Here is a 20,781-nt window from a genome sequence, read left to right on the forward strand (position 1 = left end):
GACCTGTCGTCCGTTCTCAGTTATATTGCTGGGCGAAACGACAACACCTTCGGATTTACATGTCACCGGTTCTCCTGTTCTGCATCCTCATCGGCTATTTCGCGCTCCTGCTCGGCGTGGCCTGGGCCACCTCCCGCAACGCCAACAACGACAGCTTCTTCATCGGTAACAAGAGCAGCAACTGGATGCTGGTCGCCTTTGGCATGGTCGGCACCACGCTGTCGGGCGCGACCTTCATCAGCGTGCCGGGCGCCGTCGGCAAAGATGCCTTCGGCTACGGCCAGATCCTGATCGGCTACGTGATCGGCTACATCGCCGTCGCCTACATCCTGCTGCCGCTGTACTACCGCCTGAAACTCACCTCGATCTACCACTATCTCGACGTGCGCCTGGGACGGCGGGCCTACCAGAGCGGGGCGGGCTTCTTCATCGTTTCGCGCCTGCTCGGCTCGACCGCGCGGCTGTATCTCGTCGTGAACATCCTGCAGGCGATCATCCTCGACAGCCTCGGCATTCCGTTCTGGCTGACCACGCTGGTGATCCTCGGCATGATCTTGATGTACACCTACCAGGGCGGCGTGAAGACCATCGTCTGGACCGACACCCTGCAGACCTCCTGCATGCTGTTCGGCCTGTTCGCCTGCGTCTGGTTCCTGCTCGACCAGATGGGCATGTCGATGACGGAGAGCCTGAATGCGATGCAGTCGCAGGGCCTGGCGCGCATCTTCACGACCGACTTCGACAGCCCGAACTTCTGGTTGAAGCAGATCGTCGCCGGCATCTTCATTGTCCTGACCATGACCGGCATGGACCAGGAAATGATGCAGAAGACCATCTCGGTAAAGACCCTGCAGGATTCGCAGAAGAACCTGCTGAGCCTGACCGCCGTGCTGGTGGTCGTGTTATCAAGCTTCCTGTTCCTGGGCGGCCTGCTCTACCTGTATGCGCCGACGGTGGGCGTGGCGGCGACCGGCGACAAGATCTTCCCGGCCATCGTCATGGGCCATCTGCCGGCCGCGGTCCAGATCATCTTTCTGATCGCCCTGGTCTCGGCCCTGTTCCCGAGCGCCGACGGCGCGATCACGGCGCTCACGTCCACCTTCTGCATCGACATCCTCGGCATCAAGCGCCGCACCGACCTGTCGGACGCCGCCCAGGAAAAGCTGCGCCGCCGCGTGCACCTGGGATTTGCCGCCCTGTTCCTGCTGCTGGTGATGGGCTTCAAGTGGATCGACGAGCCGAGCATGATCGTGATCATCCTGAAGCTCGCGGCCTATACCTATGGTCCGCTGCTCGGCCTGTTCGCCTTCGGCATGATGACGCGACGCACCCTGACCGACCGTCTGGTGCCTTTTGTCACCATCGGCGCGCCGATTCTTTGTGCGGTGCTTGAGCACTATCAACAGTATCTGCTTGGCAATTATCGCCTTGGCCTTGAACTGTTGATCCTCAATGGCATACTCGTATTTGCCGGCCTGTTTGCGATTTCCCATCGGGAGACCGTGAACAAGGCGGCAGTCACGGCGTAACGTCCCGACCGCATCACGTCTCAACCCTTTTAGCGGAGTCCAGATGTCCTTCAAGCCCTTGTCTACCCTGCGCCGCGGTTTCGGCATGCTCTGGCGCGGCCTCGATGCCACGCGCCGCTTCGTGCTGAACATGCTGTTCCTGCTGATCCTGATCGTCTTCCTGGTGGCGATCTTTGGCGGCGGCACCAAGCCGCTGGCCGACAAGACGGCGCTGGTGCTGGAACTGCGCGGCGACCTGGCCGAACAGACCACCGGCAGCGTCAGCGATCAGTTGCTGGCCAACGTTGGCGGCGAAACCCGCCGCACCATCCAGCTGCGCGACCTGCTGACCGTGCTCGATGCCGCCGCCAAGGACGAGAAGATCGACAGCGTGGTCCTGATGCTCGACGAACTCGACGGCGGCGGCCTGGCCATGCTGCGCGAGATCGGCGCGGCCATCGACCGCGTCAAGGCGGCCGGCAAGCGCGTGGTGGCCTGGGGCGGCATGTACGACCAGAAGCGCTACCTGCTGGCTTCGCACGCCAACGAGGTCTACGTCCACCCAATGGGCATGGTCCTGATCGAAGGCTTCGGGCGCAACCGCAACTACTACCGCGACGCCCTCGACAAGCTGGGCGTGACCGTCAACCTGATCAAGGTCGGCACCTACAAGAGCGCGGCCGAGCCTTTCATCGCGAACGGCCCGTCGCAGGCGGCGATGGAGGCCGACGCCTTCCTGTACGGCGCGCTGTGGCAGAACTACACCAGCATGGTCGAGAAGAACCGCAAGCTCGAAGCCGGCGCCGTGGCACGCGGCATCGACCAATTGCCGCAGCTGATGGAAGCGGCCGGCGGCAGCGCCGCCCAGGTCGCGCGCAACCTGAAGCTGGTCGACGGCATCAAGACCAAGGACGAAGTGCGCGCCATGATGATCAAGCGCGGCGCCTGGGACGAGGATATCGAGTCCTTCCGCCAGGTGTCCTACCACGACTACCTGCAGCGCCACCCGCAGAAGCCCTTCGGCGACGCCGTCGGCGTCATCGTCGCGGCCGGCGAGATCACCGACGGCCAGGGCGGCCCGGGCGTGATCGGCGGCGTCTCGACCGCCAACCAGATCCGCCGCGCGCGCGAGGACGACCAGATCAAGGCCGTGGTGCTGCGTGTCGATTCTCCTGGCGGCAGCGCCTATGGCTCGGAGCTGATCCGCCGCGAACTGGAACTGACGCGCGCCGCCGGCAAACCGGTCGTGGTCTCGATGGGCAACGTGGCCGCGTCCGGCGGCTACTGGATGTCGATGGCGGCCGACGAGGTCATCGCCGACCCGGCCACCATCACCGGCTCGATCGGCGTGTTCGCCATCCTGCCGACCGCCGACCGCGTGGCCGACAAGATGGGCGTGCGTACCGGCGGCTACACCACTACCTGGCTGGCCGACGCCTACAACCCGCTGCGCCCGATGGACCCCCGCTTCGGCCAGCTGGTCCAGGCCAGCATCAACAACGTCTACAAGGAGTTCACCACCAAGGCGGCCGTGGCGCGCAAGACCACCGCGGCCAAGATCGACGAAGTCGGCCAGGGCCGCGTCTGGACCGGCGCCCAGGCCAAGGAGCGCGGCCTGGTCGACACCCTGGGCAGCTACGGCGACGCCCTGCGCTCGGCCGCCAGGCGCGCCAAGCTGGGCGACGACTTCCGCGTCGCCTACATCGAGCGTCCGGGCTCGAAGTTCGAGCGCTTCCTGGAAATGATGGGCGCCTCGACCCAGACCGCCATCAACATCCAGGTCAAGCTGGGCATGCTGCCGGCCGCGCTGCCGTCGGGCGCCGTGGCCGGCGTGGCCAGGGACCTGGCCTGGCTGAACGAGCTGACCGAGGGCAAGAAGCCCTTTGCCGCGATTACGCACTGTTTCTGCGAATTGCCTTGAGGGAACCTCGATAAACCTACTGCGCGTCGGCCTGTCGGCCTGCGATGCTCGCTGTACTCCAGTACAGCGAGCATTGTCCCCTTGGGGGCTCGGCCAACATGCCTTCCGCTCGCTACGGTTTCTCGAGGTCCCGTTGATGGGCTTGAGGATGGTGTGAATTTGTAACCGCTGTTACATCTCGCCGGAACGGGCGCTGGGCTTCCAGCGCCCGTTTTCATTTCATCTGCGCCCATGTTCGTCCTTCGGTGTAAATCGGTGTAAAGGACGCGCGTACGCAGGGCGGCGGCCTGTTTCTGGTCCCCGCGCTATGTACGTTACGAAACATATTCGTAGGGCGCTCCATGCTACATTCCAAGCTGATTACTTGTGCATTTGTCAGCAGTTCAGTTCGGTCAACAAGGATGAGCATGGATTCTCCCGTATCCCCCAACAAGGCTTCCACCACCCAGCCGCGCACCCGGCGCGGCCGTATCATCGGCAGCATCGTCGCAGTCCTGGCCATGGTGGCGCTCGGTGCGCTGGCCTGGTACCTGACCCACCGCGCACCGGGAGGAGCAGGCGGGCCCGGCGCCGCCGGCGGCAGGCCGGGGGCAGGGGCGGCGGCGGGAGGTCCGGGCGCGCGCGGACCCGGCGGCGGACGCGGCATGCCGGCAACGACCGTGGGTGTGGCCACCGCCGAGCAGGCCGATATCCCGGTCACCCTCGAAGCGCTCGGCACGGTAGTGCCGGCGGCGGTCGCCACCGTGCGTCCCCAGGTCTCGGGCGTGCTGCAGAAGATCCACTTCACCGAGGGCCAGCAGGTGAAGGCCGGCCAGGTGCTGGCCACCATCGATCCGCGCACCTTCGAGATCTCGGTGCTGCAGGCAACCGGCCAGCGCCAGCGCGACGAAGCCCAGCTGGAGAGCGCGCGCCTGACCCTGTCGCGCTACCGCACCCTGCTGGAGCAGGACTCGATCGCGCGCCAGGAAGTCGACACCCAGGCGGCCCTGGTCAAGCAGCTCGAGGGCACGGTCACCACCGACCGCGCGGCCGAGAACCAGGCGCGCCTGAACCTCAGCTACACCCAGGTCAAGGCGCCGATCGCCGGCCGCGTCGGCCTGCGCACGGTCGACATCGGCAACCTGGTGGGCAGCGGCGACGCCAACGGCATCGCCGTCATCACCCAGTTCTCGCCGATCGACGTCGAATTCGCGGTGCCCCAGGACCAGGTGCCGGAGCTGCAGCGCCGCATCGCCCAGAACGCCACCCTGCCGGCCACGGCACTGGACCGCACCCGCACCACCGAGCTGGCGCAGGGCCGTTTCGCGGCCCTGGACAACCAGGTCGACGTGCAGACCGGCACCGTACGCGCCAAGGCGCGTTTCGACAACGCCGACAGCAAGCTGTTCCCGAGCCAGTTCGTGAACCTGCGCCTGCAGGTGCGCACCATCGAGGACGCGGTCGTGGTGCCGGTGAACGCGCTGCGCCATGGCGCCAACGGCGACTTCGTGTTCGTGCTGAACGAACAGCAGAAGACGGTGTCGATGCGCCCGGTGAAGCGCGGCCAGGCGACCGTGGACCGGATCCAGGTGACCGAAGGACTGAAGCCGGGCGAGCGCGTGATCACCGAAGGCGCGGACCGCCTGAAGGATGGGGCCAAGGTGACGCTGCCGGGCGAGCGGCCGCAGGGCGCGCAGGGTGGGGCGCGCGGCCAGGGAGCGCAAGGGCAGCAGGGGGGCCAGGGACAGCGCCGCCAGCGTGAAGGAAGCGCGCAATGATGACCATCGTAGGGTGGACGGGTTTCCCGTCCACGCGTTCAACGAACGGATGCGTTCGCGGGTGGCGTGATGTATCCCTGATTTCTGTTTCAAGTCGCGCCAACCGGGATTTCGGCCGCTCATCCGCCGGCTGGATGCGTGGACGGGAAACCCGTCCACCCTACGGGTATGTTGCACACGTCGGGTATGTCACACACGTCGGGGGAGAGTCATGAGCCCGTCCGGCCCATTCATCCGCCGCCCGGTCGCCACGGCCCTGCTGATGCTGGCCATCGTGCTGGCCGGCCTGGTCGGCTACCGCTTCCTGCCGCTCTCGGCCCTGCCGCAGGTCGACTTCCCGACCATCCAGGTCCAGACCCTGTACCCGGGCGCCAGCCCCGAGGTGATGTCGCGCACCGTGACCGCGCCGCTCGAACGCCAGTTCGGCCAGATGTCGGGCCTCACGCGCATGAGTTCGACCAGCGCCGCCGGCGTGTCGGTCATCACCCTGCAGTTCGGCCTGGGCCAGACGCTGGACGTGGCCGAGCAGGAAGTGCAGGCCGCGATCAATGCCGGCGGCTCGCTGCTGCCGGCCGATTTGCCGGCGCCTCCCGTTTACGCCAAGGTCAACCCGGCCGACGCGCCGGTGCTGACGCTGGCGATCACGTCCGACACGATTCCCCTGACCGAGGTCCAGAACCTGGTCAACACGCGCCTGGCCCTGAAGATCAGCCAGGTCTCGGGCGTGGGCCTGGTCACGCTCTCGGGCGGGCAGCGTCCCGCCGTGCGCATCCAGGCCGATACCGAGGCGCTGGCTTCCTATGGCCTTGGCCTGGATTCGCTGCGCACCGCGATCACGGCCGCCAACGCCAACAGCGCCAAGGGCAGCTTCGACGGCCCGACCCGGGCCTATGCGATCAACGCCAACGACCAGCTGGTCACCGTCCAGGACTACAAGAACCTGATCGTCGCCTACCGCAATGGCGCCCCGGTACGCCTGGAGAACGTGGCGAAGGTGGTCGACAGCGCCGAGAACGTGCGCCTGGGCGCCTGGGCCAACCTCAAGCCCGCGATCATCCTGAACGTGCAGCGCCAGCCGGGCGCCAACGTCATCGCCACGGTGGACGCCATCAAGGAGCGCCTGCCCGAGCTGCAGGCCAGCCTGCCGGCCTCGCTGCGCCTGGACGTGCTGAGCGACCGCACCACCGGCATCCGCGCATCGGTCGAGCACGTGCAGATCGAGCTGCTGCTGGCCGTGGTGCTGGTGGTGCTGGTGATCTTCGCTTTCCTGCACAGCGTGCGCGCGACCGTGATCGCCAGTCTCGCGGTGCCGATCTCGCTGATCGGCTCCTTCGGCGTGATGTACCTGCTCGGCTACAGCCTGAACAACCTGTCGCTGATGGCCCTCACCATCGCCACCGGTTTCGTGGTCGACGACGCCATCGTCATGATCGAGAACATCGCGCGCTACATCGAAGAGGGCGAAAAGCCGATGGCCGCCGCGATCAAGGGCGCGGCCCAGATCGGCTTCACCATCATTTCGCTGACGGTCTCGCTGATCGCCGTGCTGATCCCGCTGCTGTTCATGGGCGACGTGGTCGGCCGCCTGTTCCGCGAGTTCGCGGTGACCCTGGCCATCACCATCCTGATCTCGGCCGTCGTGTCGCTGACCCTGGTGCCGATGATGTCGGCGCGCTGGCTGCGCAGCCATGAGGAAGAAAAGCCGGGCAAATTCGCGCGCAAGACCCAGGCCTTCTTCGACCGTGTGATCCACAAGTACGACCGCGGCCTGGACTGGGTGCTGGCGCGGCAGGGCCTGACCCTGATCGTCGCCCTCGCCACGCTGGCGCTCACGGCCCTGCTGTGGGTGGTGATCCCGAAGGGCCTGTTCCCGACCCAGGACACGGGCCAGTTGCAGGCGCGCGTGGAAACGCGCCAGGCGATCTCGTACAACGCGATGGCCGAGCTGCAGCAGCAGGCCGCCAAGGCCATCCTCGAGGATCCGGAAGTGGAGTCTCTGGCCTCCAATGTCGGAGTGGATGCCGCCAACAACACCATGCTCCACACCGGCACCATGCTGATCAACCTGAAGCGCGACCGCAGCTCGGATCCGGACGAGCTGATGCAGCGGCTGAGGAACCGCGTTTCGCGCGTGCCCGGCGTCACGCTCTACCTGCAGCCGACCCAGGACCTGACCATCGATGCGGAGACCGGCCCGACCCAGTACCGGGTCTCGCTCGAAGGGGCGGACAACGCCACCGTGGTCGAGTGGGCAAAGAAGCTGGTGGCGCGCATGCAGCAGCAGAAGCAGCTGCGCAACGTGACGACCGACGCGGGCGCGGTCGGTGCGGCCGCCGTGGTCCATATCGACCGCGACACCGCCTCGCGCCTCAACATTACCGCGTCCGCTATCGACGACGCCCTGTACAGCGCCTTCGGCCAGAGGATCGTCTCGACCATCTTCACCGAGACCAACCAGTACCGCGTGATCCTGGAGGCGCAACAGGACGAGGCAATGTCCCTGGCCTCCCTGGGCCGCCTGCAACTGCGCACCGGTTCGGGCGAGCCGACTCCGCTGTCGGCCGTGGCCACCATCCGCGAGGAAGAGGCGCCGCTCCAGGTCACCCACGTGGCGCAGTATCCGGCCACGACCATCGGCTTCGATACGGCATCGGGAACCTCCCTGGGCCAGGCGGTCGACGCGATCCGCGCCGCGGCCGAGGACATCAAGCTGCCGGCCTCGGTCACGCTGACCTTCCTCGGCGCTTCCGGCGCATATGAAAACTCCCTGTCGAACCAGCTCTGGCTGATCCTGGCGGCGGTGGTCTGCGTCTACATCGTGCTGGGCGTGCTCTACGAGAGCTACATCCACCCGCTGACCATCCTGTCGACGCTGCCCTCGGCCGGCGTCGGCGCGCTGCTGGCGCTATGGATCACGGGGCAGGGCCTGGGCGTGATCGGCATCATCGGCATCATCCTCCTGATCGGCATCGTGAAGAAGAACGCGATCATGATGATCGACTTCGCTATCGAGGCCGAGCGCGACGAGGGCAAGACCCCGCTGGAGGCCATCCGCCAGGCGGCGCTGCTGCGCTTCCGCCCGATCCTGATGACGACCCTGGCCGCGCTGTTCGCCGCCGTGCCGCTGATGTTCGGCTGGGGCGAGGGCGCCGAGCTGCGGCGTCCCCTGGGCCTGGCCATCTTCGGCGGCCTGATCGTGTCCCAGCTCCTGACCCTGTTCACCACACCGGTGATCTACCTGGCGTTCGACCGCGCCGCACGCCGCTGGTCTGGCCGTGCGCCCGCCAAGCCGAAAGAGGTCGGCGCATGAATCTGTCCAAGCCCTTCGTCCAGCGCCCGATCGCGACCGTCCTCCTGACGCTCGGGCTGGCGCTGGCGGGGATTGCCGCCTTCTTCGTGCTGCCGGTCTCGCCGCTGCCCCAGGTCGACTTCCCGGCCATCTCGGTGTCGGCCTCGCTGCCGGGCGCCAGCCCGGAGACCATGGCCAGCAGCGTCGCCACGCCGCTCGAGCGGCGCCTGGGCGTGATCGCGGGCGTGAACGAGATGACCTCGAACTCGGGCAGCGGCTCGACCCGCATCAACCTGCAGTTCGAACTGAACCGCAAGATCGACTCGGCCGCGCGCGAAGTGCAGGCCGCGATCAATGCCGCACGCGCCGACCTGCCGGCCACGCTGCGCAGCAATCCGACCTACCGCAAGGTCAACCCCTCGGACGCGCCGGTGATCATCCTGGCGCTCACCTCGAAGACGCGTACGCCCGGCCAGATCTACGACGCGGTCTCGAACATCGTGCAGCAGCGCCTGGCCCAGGTGCCGGGCGTGGGCGAAGTCGAGATCGGCGGCGGCTCGCTGCCGGCGGTGCGGGTCGAACTCAATCCCTATGCGCTGAACCGCCTCGGCGTGTCGGCCGAGGACGTGCGCGCCGCCATCCAGTCGAGCAATCCGAACCGCCCGAAAGGCGTCATCGAAGGCGGCGGCAAGCGCCTGCAGATCTATTCCCAGGCCGACACCCCGACGGACGGGCGCACCGCTGCCGATTACCGCGGCCTGGTGGTGGCCTGGCGCGATGGGGCCGCGGTGCGCCTGCTTGATGTGGCCGAGGTCATCGACGGCCCGGAAAACATCAACACCCTGGGCCTGTTCAACGGCGAGCCGGCGGTCATCGTGCTGATCACGCGCCAGCCGGCCGCGAACGTCATCGAGACGGTCGACGGCGTGCGCGCGCTGCTGCCTTCCCTGCAGGCCCAGCTTCCGGGCGACATCACGCTGCAGGTGGCGTCGGACCGCACCAATTCCATCCGCGCCTCGCTGCACGAGATCGAGTTCACGCTGCTCATTTCGATTCTGCTGGTGGTGCTGGTGGTGAGCGTCTTCTTGCGCAGCGTGCGCGCCACCGTGATCCCGGCGGTGGCGACCGTGGTGTCGTTGCTGGGCACCTTCGGCGTCATGTGGCTGTTTGGCTTCAGCCTGAATAACCTCTCGCTGATGGCCCTGACGGTGGCCACCGGCTTCGTGGTCGACGACGCGATCGTGGTGCTGGAGAATACCGCGCGCCACGTCGAGAAGGGCATGGACCGCATGCAGGCCGCCTTGCTGGGCGCCCGGGAAGTCGGTTTTACCGTGCTGTCGATCAGCCTGTCCCTGGTGGCGGTCTTCATCCCGCTGCTGTTCATGGGCGGGCAGGTGGGCCGGCTGTTCCGCGAGTTCGCGGTCACCCTGTCCGCCGCGGTGATGATCTCGCTGGTCATTTCGCTGACCACCACGCCGATGATGTGCGCCTGGCTGCTGAAGAAGGGCCACACCATCGAGCGTCCGCAGGGCCGGCTGTCGCGCTGGTCGGAATCCGGCTTCAACTGGCTGCTGCGCATCTACGAGCGCTCGCTCGACTGGGCCCTGGCCAGCCGCGCGCTGGTGATGCTGATCCTGGTGTTCGTGATCGGCCTGAACGTGTATCTGTTCTCGGCCGCGCCCAAGGGCTTCTTCCCCCAGCAGGACACGGGCCAGATCAGCGGCGGCATCCGCGCCGACCAGAGCATCTCCTTCCAGGCCATGCAGGCCAAGATGCGCCAGCTCGTGAACATCATCAAGCGCGACCCGGCGGTCGACACCGTGGTCGGCTTCACCGGCGGCGGACGGGCCGGCGGCGGCTTCATGTTCATCAACCTGAAGCCCGCTTCCGAGAGGACGGAGAAGGGCCAGGCCGTGATCGCGCGCCTGCGCCCGAAGCTGGCGCGGGTGACCGGGGTGTCCTTGTTCCTGAATCCCGTGCAGGACCTGCGCATGGGCGGGCGCTCGTCGAACTCGACCTACCAGTACACCCTGAAGAGCGACAGCAGCCAGGACCTGAAGGAGTGGGCATCGAAACTGGCCGACGCCATGAAGCGCCAGCCGGCGCTGGTCGACGTCGACACCGACCAGGCCGAGAACGGCGTCGAGATGTTCGTCACCATCGACAAGGAAAGCGCGGCGCGCCTGGGGATCAGCACGCGCGACGTCGACAACGCGCTGTACAACAATTTCGGCCAGCGCCAGGTCGCCAACATCTACGACGAGCTGAACCAGTACCACGTGATCATGGGCGTGGCCCAGCGCTACGCGCAGTCGCCGGAAGCGCTGAAGGACGTGTACGTGCCGGCGCGCGCCAGCGGCGGCGGATCGGGCACCACCAGTACCACGGCGTCGGCCGGGACCACGGCTTCGTCGAGCGCCACGACCTCGACCGCCACCGGCTCGGTTTCTGGCGCGGGCGCGGCCACCAGCGGCGGCATGACCAGCAACGGCACGCCGGCGCCGGCTTCCACCCTCACCGCGACGCGCGACGCCTCCAGCGGTTCGGCCCTGTCGACCAGCGCCGCCACCATGGTGCCGCTGTCGGCCATCGCCAGCTTCGCCGAAAGCTCGACGCCCACCTCCGTCAACCACCAGGACGGGGAGCTGGCCACCACGGTATCGTTCAACCTGGCCGAAGGCTTCAATTTGTCCGACGGCCAGGCCGCCGTGCGCCAGGCCGAGGCCGACATCGCCATGCCGGCCAATGTGCGCGGCAGCTTCGAGGGCACGGCGCGCGCGGCCCAGGAATCGAACAAGGAGCAGCCGCTGCTGATCCTGGCGGCCATCGTCGTCATCTACATCGTGCTCGGCATCCTGTACGAAAGCCTGATCCATCCGATCACGGTGCTCTCCACCTTGCCTTCGGCCGGCGTGGGTGCGGTGCTGGCCCTCCTGCTGTTCAACATGGAGTTCTCCATCATCGCCCTGATCGGCGTCTTCCTCCTGATCGGCATCGTGAAAAAGAACGCGATCCTGATCATCGACTTCGCGCTGGAGGCGGAGCGGGCGCGCGGGCTGGACGCGGTGCAGGCGGTGCGCGAAGCCTGCCTGCTGCGCTTCCGTCCCATCCTGATGACGACCCTGGCTGCGGCCCTCGGCGCGCTGCCGCTGGCGATCGGTTTCGGCGAAGGCTCGGAGCTGCGCCAGCCGCTGGGCATCGCCATCATCGGCGGCCTGATCGCGAGCCAGTTGCTGACCCTGCTCACGACGCCCGTCGTCTACGTCCTGATGGACAAGCTGCGCCGCCGCACCCCCGAGGAACGCGAGCTGACCCGGCATCCGCTGGAAGAAGATGCAGTCCCGACCCCATCGAAATGAGACTTCTTATGCATGAAACGACGCCATTCCGACTGACCCTGCTGGCGCTTGGCGCCATCCTTGCCGGCTGCAGCGTCGGCCCTGCCTACCAGGTGCCGAACACGCCGCAACCGGCGGCGTTCAAGGAGCTGGCCGGCTGGGTGCCCGCCGCGCCAGCCGACGCGCTCGAACGGGGGCCGTGGTGGCAGCTCTTCAACGATCCCATCCTGAACGAACTGGCGAACGGCATCGAGGTCTCGAACCAGAACGTGGCGGCGGCCGTCGCCAACTACGCCCAGGCGCGCGCCCTGGTGCAGCAGCAGCGCGCGGCGCTGTTCCCTTCGGTGAACCTGCAGCTGAGCGGCGACCGTTCCGGCGTGCGCGGGCAGGGCGCGGACAACGCCTATCGCCTGAACCTGGGCGGCAGCTGGGAGCCGGATGTGTGGGGCCGCCTGCGCGCGGGCGTCACCAGCGCCCAGGCCGGCGCCGAAGCCACCGCCGCGGACCTGGCCAGCGCGCGCCTGTCGGCGCAAGGCGAACTGGCCGCCAACTACTTCACGGTGCGCCAGCTCGACGCGGCGCGCGCGCTGCTGGCGGACACCATCGCCGGCTACGAGCGGGTGCTCACGATCACGCGGAACCGCTTCAACGTCGGCATCGTCGCGCGCACCGACGTGCTGCAGGCCGAGACCCAGCTGGCCAACGCCCGCAACGACGAACTTTCCCTGGTGCGCCAGCGCGCCCAGGCCGAGCACGCGATCGCCATCCTGCTCGGCAAGGCGCCGAGCGACTTCACCCTGGCGCCGCTGCCCGAATGGCGCGTGACCGTGCCCGAGGTGCCGGTCGGTGTGCCGTCCACGCTGCTGCAGCGCCGCCCGGACATCGCCGCCGCCGAACGCGACGTCGCCGCGGCCAATGCCGACATCGGCGTCGCGCGCTCGGCGTATTTCCCGAACATCGGCCTGTCGGCCTCCGGCGGCACGGTCGGCAGCCGGGTGTCGGACCTGTTTTCGGTGTCGAACGCGGCCTGGTCCTTCGGCCTGTCGGCGGCGCAATCGATCTTCAACGCCGGCGCCACCCGCGCCAGCGTCGCCGCCGCCGAGGCGCGCCACCAGGCGGCGGTCGCGCGCTATCGCCAGACCGTGCTGAACGCCTTCGCGGACGTCGAGGACCAGCTCAGCGCCACGCGCGTGCTGGCCCAGCAGCAGGACCTGCGCCGCCAGGCCTCCGAAGCGGCCAACCTGGTCGAGCAGCAGATCCTGAACCAGTACAAGGCGGGGCAGGTGAGTTATACGGAAGTGGTGCAGGCCCAGGTCACGGCCCTGAACGCACGCCGCGCGCTGGTCCAGGTGCAGGCCGACCGCCAGACCGTGGCGGTGGCGCTGATCCAGGCGCTGGGCGGCGGCTGGCACGCGGGTGACCAGCCCGCCCAGCCTTGAAAGGGCGGCCTTCGTTCCCACCTTGAGTTGTCATCTACTCAAGCCGGGTCCGTCGTGTTCAACTTTCGCCATCCCAAGCCCGTCGTCGACGGCCGCGCCGTCGCGGTGCAGGTCGTGCAGCAGAAGGCCGCCAGGCCGCGGACCACGGTGCTCGTCGCCGAACACAGGCCGCCCGCGCAGGTGGAAGCGCAGGCGTCGGCCGCCGGGGATGCTCCGGCGGAAAATCGTTAGAACTGGTCGCGCCCGCTCGTATCGCGCTGGCGCAGGAGCTGCCAGCCGAGCACGCCGATGGCCAGTCCCGCGCCCACCATCAGCGCCGTGTTGCGCTGGTCGGGCCGGCGCTGGCCGCTGTGGATTCCGCTGGCGCCGCGCTGCGGGGCGTAGAGCGTGCCGCTGGTGTCGGCGGTGCGGTCGGCGCGCTTCGACCAGGCATCCATGAAGCGGCCCAGGAGCATCGCGGGCAGGGGCGCCGCCAGCTCGCTGAGCTTCATCAGCGTCGCGGGCGCCCCGATCACGGTCGTGCTGCGCGGCTGCTCGGCCAGGCCGACGATGGCCTCGGCCACCTTTTCGGGCGAGAGGGTCCCGGGCGGGTAGGACAGTTTCGCACCCGTGTAATTCCCCGCGTGACGAAAGCCGGGCGTGTCGACGAAGGTCGGGTAGACGTCGCAGATGTGGATGTGGGGATGGTCCTGCAGTTCGGCGCGCAAGGCCTCGCTGAAGCCGCGCAGGCCGTACTTGCTGGCGGCGTAGGCGGCGGACCAGGGCGAGGCGACGAAGCCGCCGAAGGAAATCATGTTCACCCAGATGCCGTGGCCCTGTTCCAGGAACACCGGCAGCACGGCGTGCGCGTCGTGCATGTGGCTGAGCAGGTTGGCCTCGATCACGCGCCGGTGGTCTTCGAGCGGCACCTCGGGATATTTGCCGACCACGCCGATGCCGACATCGCTGAACCACAGGTCGATCTCGCCCAGGATCTCGCGCGCCTCGCGCGCAAGGGCGGCGACGGCATCGGCCTCGGTCACGTCGACGACCCGCACCTCGGCGCTGCCGCCGGCATCGCGGCATTGGCGGGCGACCTCGTCGAGCCCCTCCTTGCCGCGCGCCGCCAGAACCAGCATGGCGCCCTCGCGGGCGAAAGCGATGGCCGTGGCGGCGCCGATGCCGCTCGATGCGCCGGTGATGACGACGCGGGTGCTTGTGGGATTCATCGTGCTCGCCTTTCTTCGCATTGTCGTTTCCGGCCGCATGGACGTGCATCTTGCGGTGCGCCGGCACTCTACAATGTCATGGTGCCCCAATTACGGGATTCCCGGTCGCACGACTCGAAAGCTGCTGCGCAAGCTGCCACGCCTGGCGCCCCGGCAGGCTGTGGCAGCGTTCGGCAAAGGGAAGGGGGCTTGCGCCTTCATTGACCATCTTCATTGACCGTCCTCCTCCTGCTGCTGTACCGGCGCAATGCGGATGCCCCGCCGCGCCAGCGCTTCGCGCAGCAGGAACTCGATCTCCGCGTTCACGCTGCGCAGGTCGTTGGCGGCCAGCCGCTGCAACTGCTCCCACAAGGCGGGATCGATGCGCAGCGGGTAGGACTTTTTTCCCGGACTTGCCATCCGTCTAGCCTCAGTGCTTTCTTTGACTTAGTTGTACAGGGTGCCGGTGTTGACGATCGGCTGGGTTTCGCGGTCGGAGCATAGCACCACCAGCAGATTGCTGACCATGGCCGCCTTGCGCTCGGAATCGAGTTCGACGATCTCGCGCTCGGCCAGTCCGCGCAGCGCTTCTTCGACCATGCCGACGGCGCCGCGCACGATCTGGGCGCGTGCGCTGATGATAGCCTGCGCCTGCTGGCGGCGCAGCATCACCTGGGCGATCTCGGGAGCGTAGGCGAGGTGGGTCAGCTTGGCGTCCACCGTCTCGACACCCGCGGCTTCGAAACGCTCGGTGAGCTCGGTCCTGAGCGCCGCCGCCACTTCGGCGGCGCCGCCGCGCAGGGTCAATTCGCCCGGCGCCAGGTCTTCGCCTTCGTCGTAGGCATATTGCGCGGCCAGGTGGCGCAGGGCTGCTTCGGCCTGCACGCTCACATAGCGCTCGAAATTATCGACCTCGAACATGGCCTGCGCGGTATCGCGCACGCGCCAGACGACCGCCGCCGCGATCTCCACCGGATTGCCGCGCTTGTCGTTCACCTTCAGGGTCTGGATGTTCTGGTTGCGCGCCCGCACGCTCAGCCTGTGCTTGCGGTACAGCGGGAAGGCCCAGCGCAGGCCTTCGCTGCGGTCGGTTCCCACGTAGCGGCCGAAGAGCGTCAACACGGCCGTTTCGTTCGGCTGCAGCATGTACAGGCCCGTGCACGCCAGGATACCGAGGACGATCAGGACGACGCCCGGCGCCAGCCCCGCGCCCGAGCGCAGCAGCAGGGCGCCGGCGGCAATCGCCAGCAGGCCGCCGGCGAAGCCCAGGTAACCGTTCATCGACGAGAGCGGGGTTTCTTGCCGTTTGTGCGTGGACATGCTTGGTCTCCGAAGTGATCTAAAAGTGATATCACTTTAAGATCGTTTTTTCTTTTGGTCAAGCAAGAAATTGAACTGCCGTGCTTGCCCGATGGGCGCTTATGAAGGATGCATATTCCTCGAAAAACGTCATCCATTCCCGGTTTTCTGCAGCCTGTCACAAACGGCTGACATTGCTTTTCGTCAAAGTTACATTAACAAGGAGGAAATAATATCCGTCGATCCGCCCCGGCAGGACGAGGCATCGAACCATCTATAACTAGGGATAACCAGGGAGAAGCACGATGTTATCGATCAAGCAGCTCAACAAGACCTATGCCAATGGCGTCAAGGCCATCAACAATGCCAGTCTCGAGATCCCGAACGGGATGTTCGGGCTGCTCGGGCCGAACGGCGCCGGCAAGTCCTCGCTCATGCGCACTATCGCGACGCTGCAGGATCCCGACAGCGGCAGCATCCATTTCAACAGTCTCGACGTCCTGCAGGACAAGGAAGGGCTGCTGCGCCAGCTCGGCTACCTGCCGCAGGACTTCGGCGTGTACCCGAAAGTCAGCGCGGAGAAGCTGCTGAACCACTTCGCCGTCCTGAAGGGCCTGGCGAACAAGGGCGAGCGCAAGGAAGCGGTGGAGGCCCTGCTGCACCAGACCAACCTGTGGGAAGCGCGCAAGCGCGCCCTCGGCACCTATTCGGGCGGCATGCGCCAGCGCTTCGGCATCGCCCAGGCCCTGCTCGGTGCGCCGCGCCTGGTGATCGTCGACGAGCCGACCGCCGGCCTCGATCCCGACGAGCGCAACCGCTTCCTCAACCTGCTGGCCAAGATCGGCGAGCAGGTGGTCGTCATCCTGTCCACCCACATCGTCGAGGACGTCACCGACCTGTGCCCGCGCATGGCCATGATCGCCAAAGGCACGGTGCTGCTGCAGGGCGAACCCCAGGCCGCGATCGAGACGCTGAAAAACCGCGTCTGGCGCCGCACCGTCAGCCAGGAAGCGCTCCCGGAATACCAGGAGCGCTTCAATGTGCTGTCGACCCGCCTGGTGGCCGGCCGGCCGCAGATCAACGTGTATGCCGAGGCGCAGCCGGACGACGGTTTCGTCAGCGTCGAGCCGGACCTGGAAGACGTCTACTTCCTCCAGATCCGCAACGCCGGCCGCGCCGCGGCGCCCAGGGCATCCGCGCCGGCAGCGAGCGAAGCAGCGGTCACGGCATAAGGAGCGGGTATGTTGAGAGAATTCTTCAAGTTCGAGCTGGGCACCCAGTTGCGCCAGCCCCTGCTGTGGGTCTGCGCGCTGCTCTTCGGCGCGCTGGCCTTTGGCGCCACCACCACCGACGCCATCCAGGTTGGCGGCAGTATCGGCAACGTGAACCGCAACGCGCCGCTCGTCGTCGCCCAGCTGCTCGGCTCCTTCAGCCTGACGTCGATGTTCGTCGTCACCATCTTCATCGCCGGCACCGTGCTGCGCGACAGCGACGTCGGCATTTCCGACATGCTGTTCGCCACGCCGATGAAGAAGCACGACTACCTGGTCGGGCGCTTCTCCGCCGGCCTGGTGGCCTGCCTGTTCATCTTCGCCGTCATCATCGCCGGCATGGTGCTCGGCCCCCTGATGCCCTGGGTCGATGCCCAGCGGGTCGGTCCCTTCCCGGGCAGCGCCTACCTGTGGTCGCTGGGCGTCATCGTGGTGCCCAACCTGCTCTTCATCGGCGCCCTGCTGATGCTGCTGGCCTCGACCACGCGCTCGATCATGCTGGTGTACGTCGGCGTGCTGGCCTTCTTCGTGCTGTGGATCGTTGCCGGCCGCTTCACCTCGAACATCGACAACGAATGGATTGCCGTCCTGACCGATCCCTTCGGCATTCGCGCACTGGGCCGCGCCACCCGCTATTTCTCCACCGCCGAGGCGAACGCGGGCCTGCCCGACTTCGCCGGCTACATCCTGGCCAATCGCCTGTTCTGGGCCGGCGTCGCGCTGGCGCTGTTCGGCCTGACCCTGGTCCTGTTCAAGCCCCAGCGCGCCGGCACCGGCAAGCGCCTGTTCGGGAAGGTAAAGGCACCCGCGCCAGCCGCGCCGGTTGCGACCGGCCTGGCGCTGCCGCGCATCGAACCGCGCTTTACCGTCGGCACGCGCTGGCTCCAGTGCTGGCACATCTTCGCTTTCGACGCCACGGCCGTCTTCCGGAGCGTGCCTTTCCTCGTCATGCTGCTCTTCGGCGTGCTGAACATGGTCGGCAGCGCATCCCAGATGGGCCGGATGTTCGGCACCGACGTCTATCCAATGACCCACCTGATGATCGAACTGCTGGAGGGCAGCTTCAACTTCATGCTGCTCCTGATCGTGACCTTCTACGCCGGCGAACTGATCTTCAAGGAACGCCAGGCCAGGATCGCCGACGTCGTCGATGCGATGCCGGCGCCGAACTGGGCGCCGCTGGTCGCCAAGAGCCTGGCGCTGGTGGGCGTGGTGCTGGCCTTCCTGTTCACCGGTGTCCTGGCCGCGATCGCGATCCAGCTGTTCAAGGGCGGGGCGCCGGTCGAGCTGCCGGTCTACCTCAAGGGCATGCTGATCTCGAGCGTTCCTTTCATCCTCATGGGCCTGATGGGTGTCGTCCTGCAGGTGGTCACGAACAACAAGTTCATCGGCTATGCACTGATGATCGTGCTGATGGTGTCGCAGATCGTCGCCGGCATCATGCACTTCGACCACAACCTGTACAACTTCGCCGGACTGCCGCGCACGCCGTACTCGGACATGAACGGCTATGGCCACTTCATCACGGGCTGGGCCTGGTTTGCGCTGTACTGGGCCCTGTTCACGGTCGCCGCCCTGATCGTGGCCCAGGCCTTCTGGGTGCGCGGCCTGTCGGTCGACTGGCGCACGCGCGTGCGCACGGCTGGCCGGCGCCTGAAGGGGCCTTCGGGCGTGGCGCTGGCGGCCTGCGGCATCGCGTTCGCCGGGGTCGGCGCCTGGATCTTCCATAACACGAATACGCTGGCGCGCTACGAAGCGGGCGACGTGACGATGGACAAGCAGGCGGCCTACGAGAAAACCTACCGCAAGTACAAGGACCTGCCGCATGCGAAGATCGTCGACGTGCGCGCCGCCGTGGACATCTATCCGGAAGAGCGCCGGGTGGCGATCCGGGGCCACTACGTCCTGGAGAACAAGACCAGCCAGCCGCTGGACACCCTGCGCCTGCAGCTCAATCCCGATGTCGCGACCACCCTGTCCGGACTGCCCGCGCACAAGGTCGAGCTGGACGACAAGGAGTCCGGCTTTACCATCATCAAGCTGGCCCAGGCCCTGCCGCCGGGCGGACGCCTGCCGCTGGACTTCGCTGTCGACGTGCGCCGTCCGGGCTTCACGAATGGCGGGACTGCCGATACCATCAACCTGAACGGCACTTTCTTCAACAACCACGCGTTCTTCCCGCTGATCGGCTACCAGCCGGACTTCGAGCTGAAAGACCGCAACGAGCGCCGCAAGCGCGGCCTGGGCGAACCCGAGCGCATGGCCAAGCTGGAAGACAGGGCGGCCCGCGCCAACACCATGTTCGGCCAGGATGCGGACTGGATCAGTTTCGAGACCGTCGTCTCGACCAGCGGCGACCAGATCGCGCTGGCGCCGGGCTACCTGCAGAAGGCGTGGAAGGAAAACGGCCGCAGCTACTACCGGTACAAGATGGACCAGAAGATGATGCCTTTCTTCGCCTATCTGTCGGCCGACTGGCAAGTGAAGAAGGGCGAGTGGAAGGGCATCCCGATCGAGATCTACCACGACAGGAAGCATGCCTACAACGTGGACCGGATGATCGCGGGCACGCAAAAGGCGCTGGACTATTTCACGACCCAGTTCACGCCCTACCAGCACAAGCAGGTGCGCATCCTGGAGTTCCCGAACTACCAGAGTTTCGCCCAGTCCTTCGCCAACACGATCCCGTTCTCGGAGTCGATCGGCTTCATCGCCGACCTGCGCGACAAGGAAGACCTCGACTACGTGTTCTACGTGACGGCCCACGAAATGGCGCACCAGTGGTGGGGCCACCAGGTGACCGGCGCCAACGTGCAGGGCTCGAGCATGCTGATCGAATCGCTGTCGCAGTACTCGGCGCTGATGGTGATGGAGAAGGAATACGGCCGCCACCACATGCGCCGCTTCCTGCGCTACGAGCTGGACCGCTACCTCAGCTCGCGCGGCGGCGAGCTGATCGAGGAACTGCCGCTGGTGCGCGTGGAAAACCAGGATTACATCCATTACCGCAAGGGCAGCCTGGTCTTCTACCGCTTGCGCGACGAGATCGGCGAGGAAGCGCTGAACCGCGCACTGAAACGCTTTCTGCAGGACAAGGGCTACCAGGAGTCGCCGTTCGCCACGTCAAGCGAGCTGGTCGACTACATCCGCGCCGAAGCGCCGGCAGCCAAGCAGGCCTTGATCACCGACCTGTTCGAGAAGATCGTCTTCTACGACAACCGCGTGCTCGAAGCCAGCGCCAAGAAGCGCAGCGACGGCCAGTGGGACGTGACGATGAAGCTGCACCTGGCCAAGATGGAAGCCGACGGCAAGGGCAAGGAAACGGCCCGCGCCTACGACGAGCCGGTGGAAGTGGGCGTCTTCGCCCGCGCCAAGGGCGCCAAGGAGGCGGACGAGAAGGTGCTGCTGCTGGAGAAGCGGGCGCTCTCAAGCGACAATCCGGTGCTGACGGTCACGGTCAAGGAGCAGCCCTTCGAGGTCGGCGTCGATCCTTACAACAAAATGATCGACCGGGTATCGCGCGATAACCGCAAGGAGGTCAGCGTCGACTGAGCGGCAACAGCTGGGTTCCAACAGCTGGGGTCAGGTCTGACATTCGGACACGACCTCGGCTTTGGAGCATTTGTCGGCGGCGGTGCAGACGCAAGCGCGGGGGCAACGGCATCGACGGTCGATGTCGTGCTCGATCGCGGCAAGCCGTATTTCGCATGCCCGCGACCGCCATTGCGCCTGATTGCCAACGAACGGATGGACGAGGATGTGATCAGGCTGA

General features: G+C 66.7%; 12 protein-coding genes. 9 read left to right on the top strand and 3 right to left on the bottom strand.

Annotation, left to right across the window (positions count from 1 at the left end):
* Positions 1 to 59 precede the first annotated feature (59 nt).
* From ACSUZJ_RS09060 to ACSUZJ_RS09090, 7 genes are all read left to right on the top strand, one after another.
* Positions 60 to 1,529 (top strand): sodium:solute symporter, encoded by a 1,470-nt coding sequence (locus ACSUZJ_RS09060; protein WP_499415336.1) that lies wholly within the window; start codon positions 60 to 62, stop codon positions 1,527 to 1,529.
* Positions 1,530 to 1,572: 43 nt separating this feature from the next.
* The gene (gene sppA, locus ACSUZJ_RS09065) at positions 1,573 to 3,429 is read left to right on the top strand and encodes a signal peptide peptidase SppA (protein ID WP_499415338.1); all 1,857 of its coding nucleotides are present in this window, start codon (positions 1,573 to 1,575) and stop codon (positions 3,427 to 3,429) included.
* A gap of 407 nt (positions 3,430 to 3,836) precedes the next feature.
* Positions 3,837 to 5,186 (top strand): efflux RND transporter periplasmic adaptor subunit, encoded by a 1,350-nt coding sequence (locus ACSUZJ_RS09070; RefSeq protein ID WP_499415340.1) that lies wholly within the window; start codon positions 3,837 to 3,839, stop codon positions 5,184 to 5,186.
* Positions 5,187 to 5,397: 211 nt separating this feature from the next.
* The gene (locus tag ACSUZJ_RS09075) at positions 5,398 to 8,496 is read left to right on the top strand and encodes a multidrug efflux RND transporter permease subunit (protein ID WP_499415342.1); all 3,099 of its coding nucleotides are present in this window, start codon (positions 5,398 to 5,400) and stop codon (positions 8,494 to 8,496) included.
* Entirely contained in the window at positions 8,493 to 11,834 is a 3,342-nt protein-coding gene (locus tag ACSUZJ_RS09080; RefSeq protein WP_499415344.1) for an efflux RND transporter permease subunit, read from the top strand. The genes ACSUZJ_RS09075 and ACSUZJ_RS09080 overlap by 4 nt, the downstream gene beginning before the upstream one ends.
* 8 nt (positions 11,835 to 11,842) lie before the next feature.
* Positions 11,843 to 13,252, top strand: a complete 1,410-nt coding sequence (locus ACSUZJ_RS09085) for an efflux transporter outer membrane subunit (protein ID WP_499415346.1) — start codon at positions 11,843 to 11,845, stop codon at positions 13,250 to 13,252.
* Between the two features lie 54 nt (positions 13,253 to 13,306).
* Positions 13,307 to 13,483: a hypothetical protein gene (locus ACSUZJ_RS09090; RefSeq protein WP_499415348.1), complete on the top strand. Its 177-nt coding sequence runs from the start codon at positions 13,307 to 13,309 to the stop codon at positions 13,481 to 13,483.
* On the opposite strand, the gene ACSUZJ_RS09095 is transcribed toward ACSUZJ_RS09090, so the two are convergent.
* The 3 genes from ACSUZJ_RS09095 to ACSUZJ_RS09105 form a co-directional block, all read right to left on the bottom strand.
* Complete coding sequence (locus ACSUZJ_RS09095; protein WP_499415350.1) at positions 13,480 to 14,460, bottom strand: SDR family oxidoreductase; 981 nt, start codon at positions 14,458 to 14,460, stop codon at positions 13,480 to 13,482. The two genes, ACSUZJ_RS09090 and ACSUZJ_RS09095, sit on opposite strands and share 4 nt — an antisense overlap.
* 210 nt (positions 14,461 to 14,670) lie before the next feature.
* Entirely contained in the window at positions 14,671 to 14,859 is a 189-nt protein-coding gene (locus ACSUZJ_RS09100) for a type II toxin-antitoxin system antitoxin (RefSeq protein WP_499415351.1), read from the bottom strand.
* Between the two features lie 27 nt (positions 14,860 to 14,886).
* Positions 14,887 to 15,759 carry an SPFH domain-containing protein gene (locus tag ACSUZJ_RS09105; protein WP_499415353.1) on the bottom strand — a complete coding sequence of 291 codons (873 nt, stop codon included), beginning with the start codon at positions 15,757 to 15,759 and terminating at the stop codon, positions 14,887 to 14,889.
* Between the two features lie 284 nt (positions 15,760 to 16,043).
* Here ACSUZJ_RS09105 and ACSUZJ_RS09110 point away from each other — a divergent pair, with 284 nt between their 5' ends.
* Both ACSUZJ_RS09110 and ACSUZJ_RS09115 read left to right on the top strand, forming a co-directional pair.
* The gene (locus tag ACSUZJ_RS09110) at positions 16,044 to 16,970 is read left to right on the top strand and encodes an ABC transporter ATP-binding protein (protein WP_499415355.1); all 927 of its coding nucleotides are present in this window, start codon (positions 16,044 to 16,046) and stop codon (positions 16,968 to 16,970) included.
* A 9-nt stretch (positions 16,971 to 16,979) separates the two neighbouring features.
* On the top strand, positions 16,980 to 20,561 hold the full coding sequence (locus tag ACSUZJ_RS09115) for a M1 family aminopeptidase (protein ID WP_499415357.1): 3,582 nt from the start codon (positions 16,980 to 16,982) through the stop codon (positions 20,559 to 20,561).
* Positions 20,562 to 20,781 lie beyond the last annotated feature (220 nt).

Origin of the sequence: Telluria sp. B2 (assembly GCF_051789535.1) — a bacterium.
Classification (GTDB): Bacteria; Pseudomonadota; Gammaproteobacteria; order Burkholderiales; family Burkholderiaceae_D; genus Telluria.

What these genes read in the sequence shown, in the direction of transcription:
- ACSUZJ_RS09060 (WP_499415336.1), top strand. Translation starts at nt 60, where the DNA reads ATGTCACCGGTTCTCCTGTTCTGCATCCTCATCGGCTATTTCGCGCTC.
- sppA (WP_499415338.1), top strand. Translation starts at nt 1,573, where the DNA reads ATGTCCTTCAAGCCCTTGTCTACCCTGCGCCGCGGTTTCGGCATGCTC.
- ACSUZJ_RS09070 (WP_499415340.1), top strand. Translation starts at nt 3,837, where the DNA reads ATGGATTCTCCCGTATCCCCCAACAAGGCTTCCACCACCCAGCCGCGC.
- ACSUZJ_RS09075 (WP_499415342.1), top strand. Translation starts at nt 5,398, where the DNA reads ATGAGCCCGTCCGGCCCATTCATCCGCCGCCCGGTCGCCACGGCCCTG.
- ACSUZJ_RS09080 (WP_499415344.1), top strand. Translation starts at nt 8,493, where the DNA reads ATGAATCTGTCCAAGCCCTTCGTCCAGCGCCCGATCGCGACCGTCCTC.
- ACSUZJ_RS09085 (WP_499415346.1), top strand. Translation starts at nt 11,843, where the DNA reads ATGCATGAAACGACGCCATTCCGACTGACCCTGCTGGCGCTTGGCGCC.
- ACSUZJ_RS09095 (WP_499415350.1), bottom strand. Translation starts at nt 14,460, where the DNA reads ATGAATCCCACAAGCACCCGCGTCGTCATCACCGGCGCATCGAGCGGC.
- ACSUZJ_RS09100 (WP_499415351.1), bottom strand. Translation starts at nt 14,859, where the DNA reads ATGGCAAGTCCGGGAAAAAAGTCCTACCCGCTGCGCATCGATCCCGCC.
- ACSUZJ_RS09105 (WP_499415353.1), bottom strand. Translation starts at nt 15,759, where the DNA reads ATGTCCACGCACAAACGGCAAGAAACCCCGCTCTCGTCGATGAACGGT.
- ACSUZJ_RS09110 (WP_499415355.1), top strand. Translation starts at nt 16,044, where the DNA reads ATGTTATCGATCAAGCAGCTCAACAAGACCTATGCCAATGGCGTCAAG.
- ACSUZJ_RS09115 (WP_499415357.1), top strand. Translation starts at nt 16,980, where the DNA reads ATGTTGAGAGAATTCTTCAAGTTCGAGCTGGGCACCCAGTTGCGCCAG.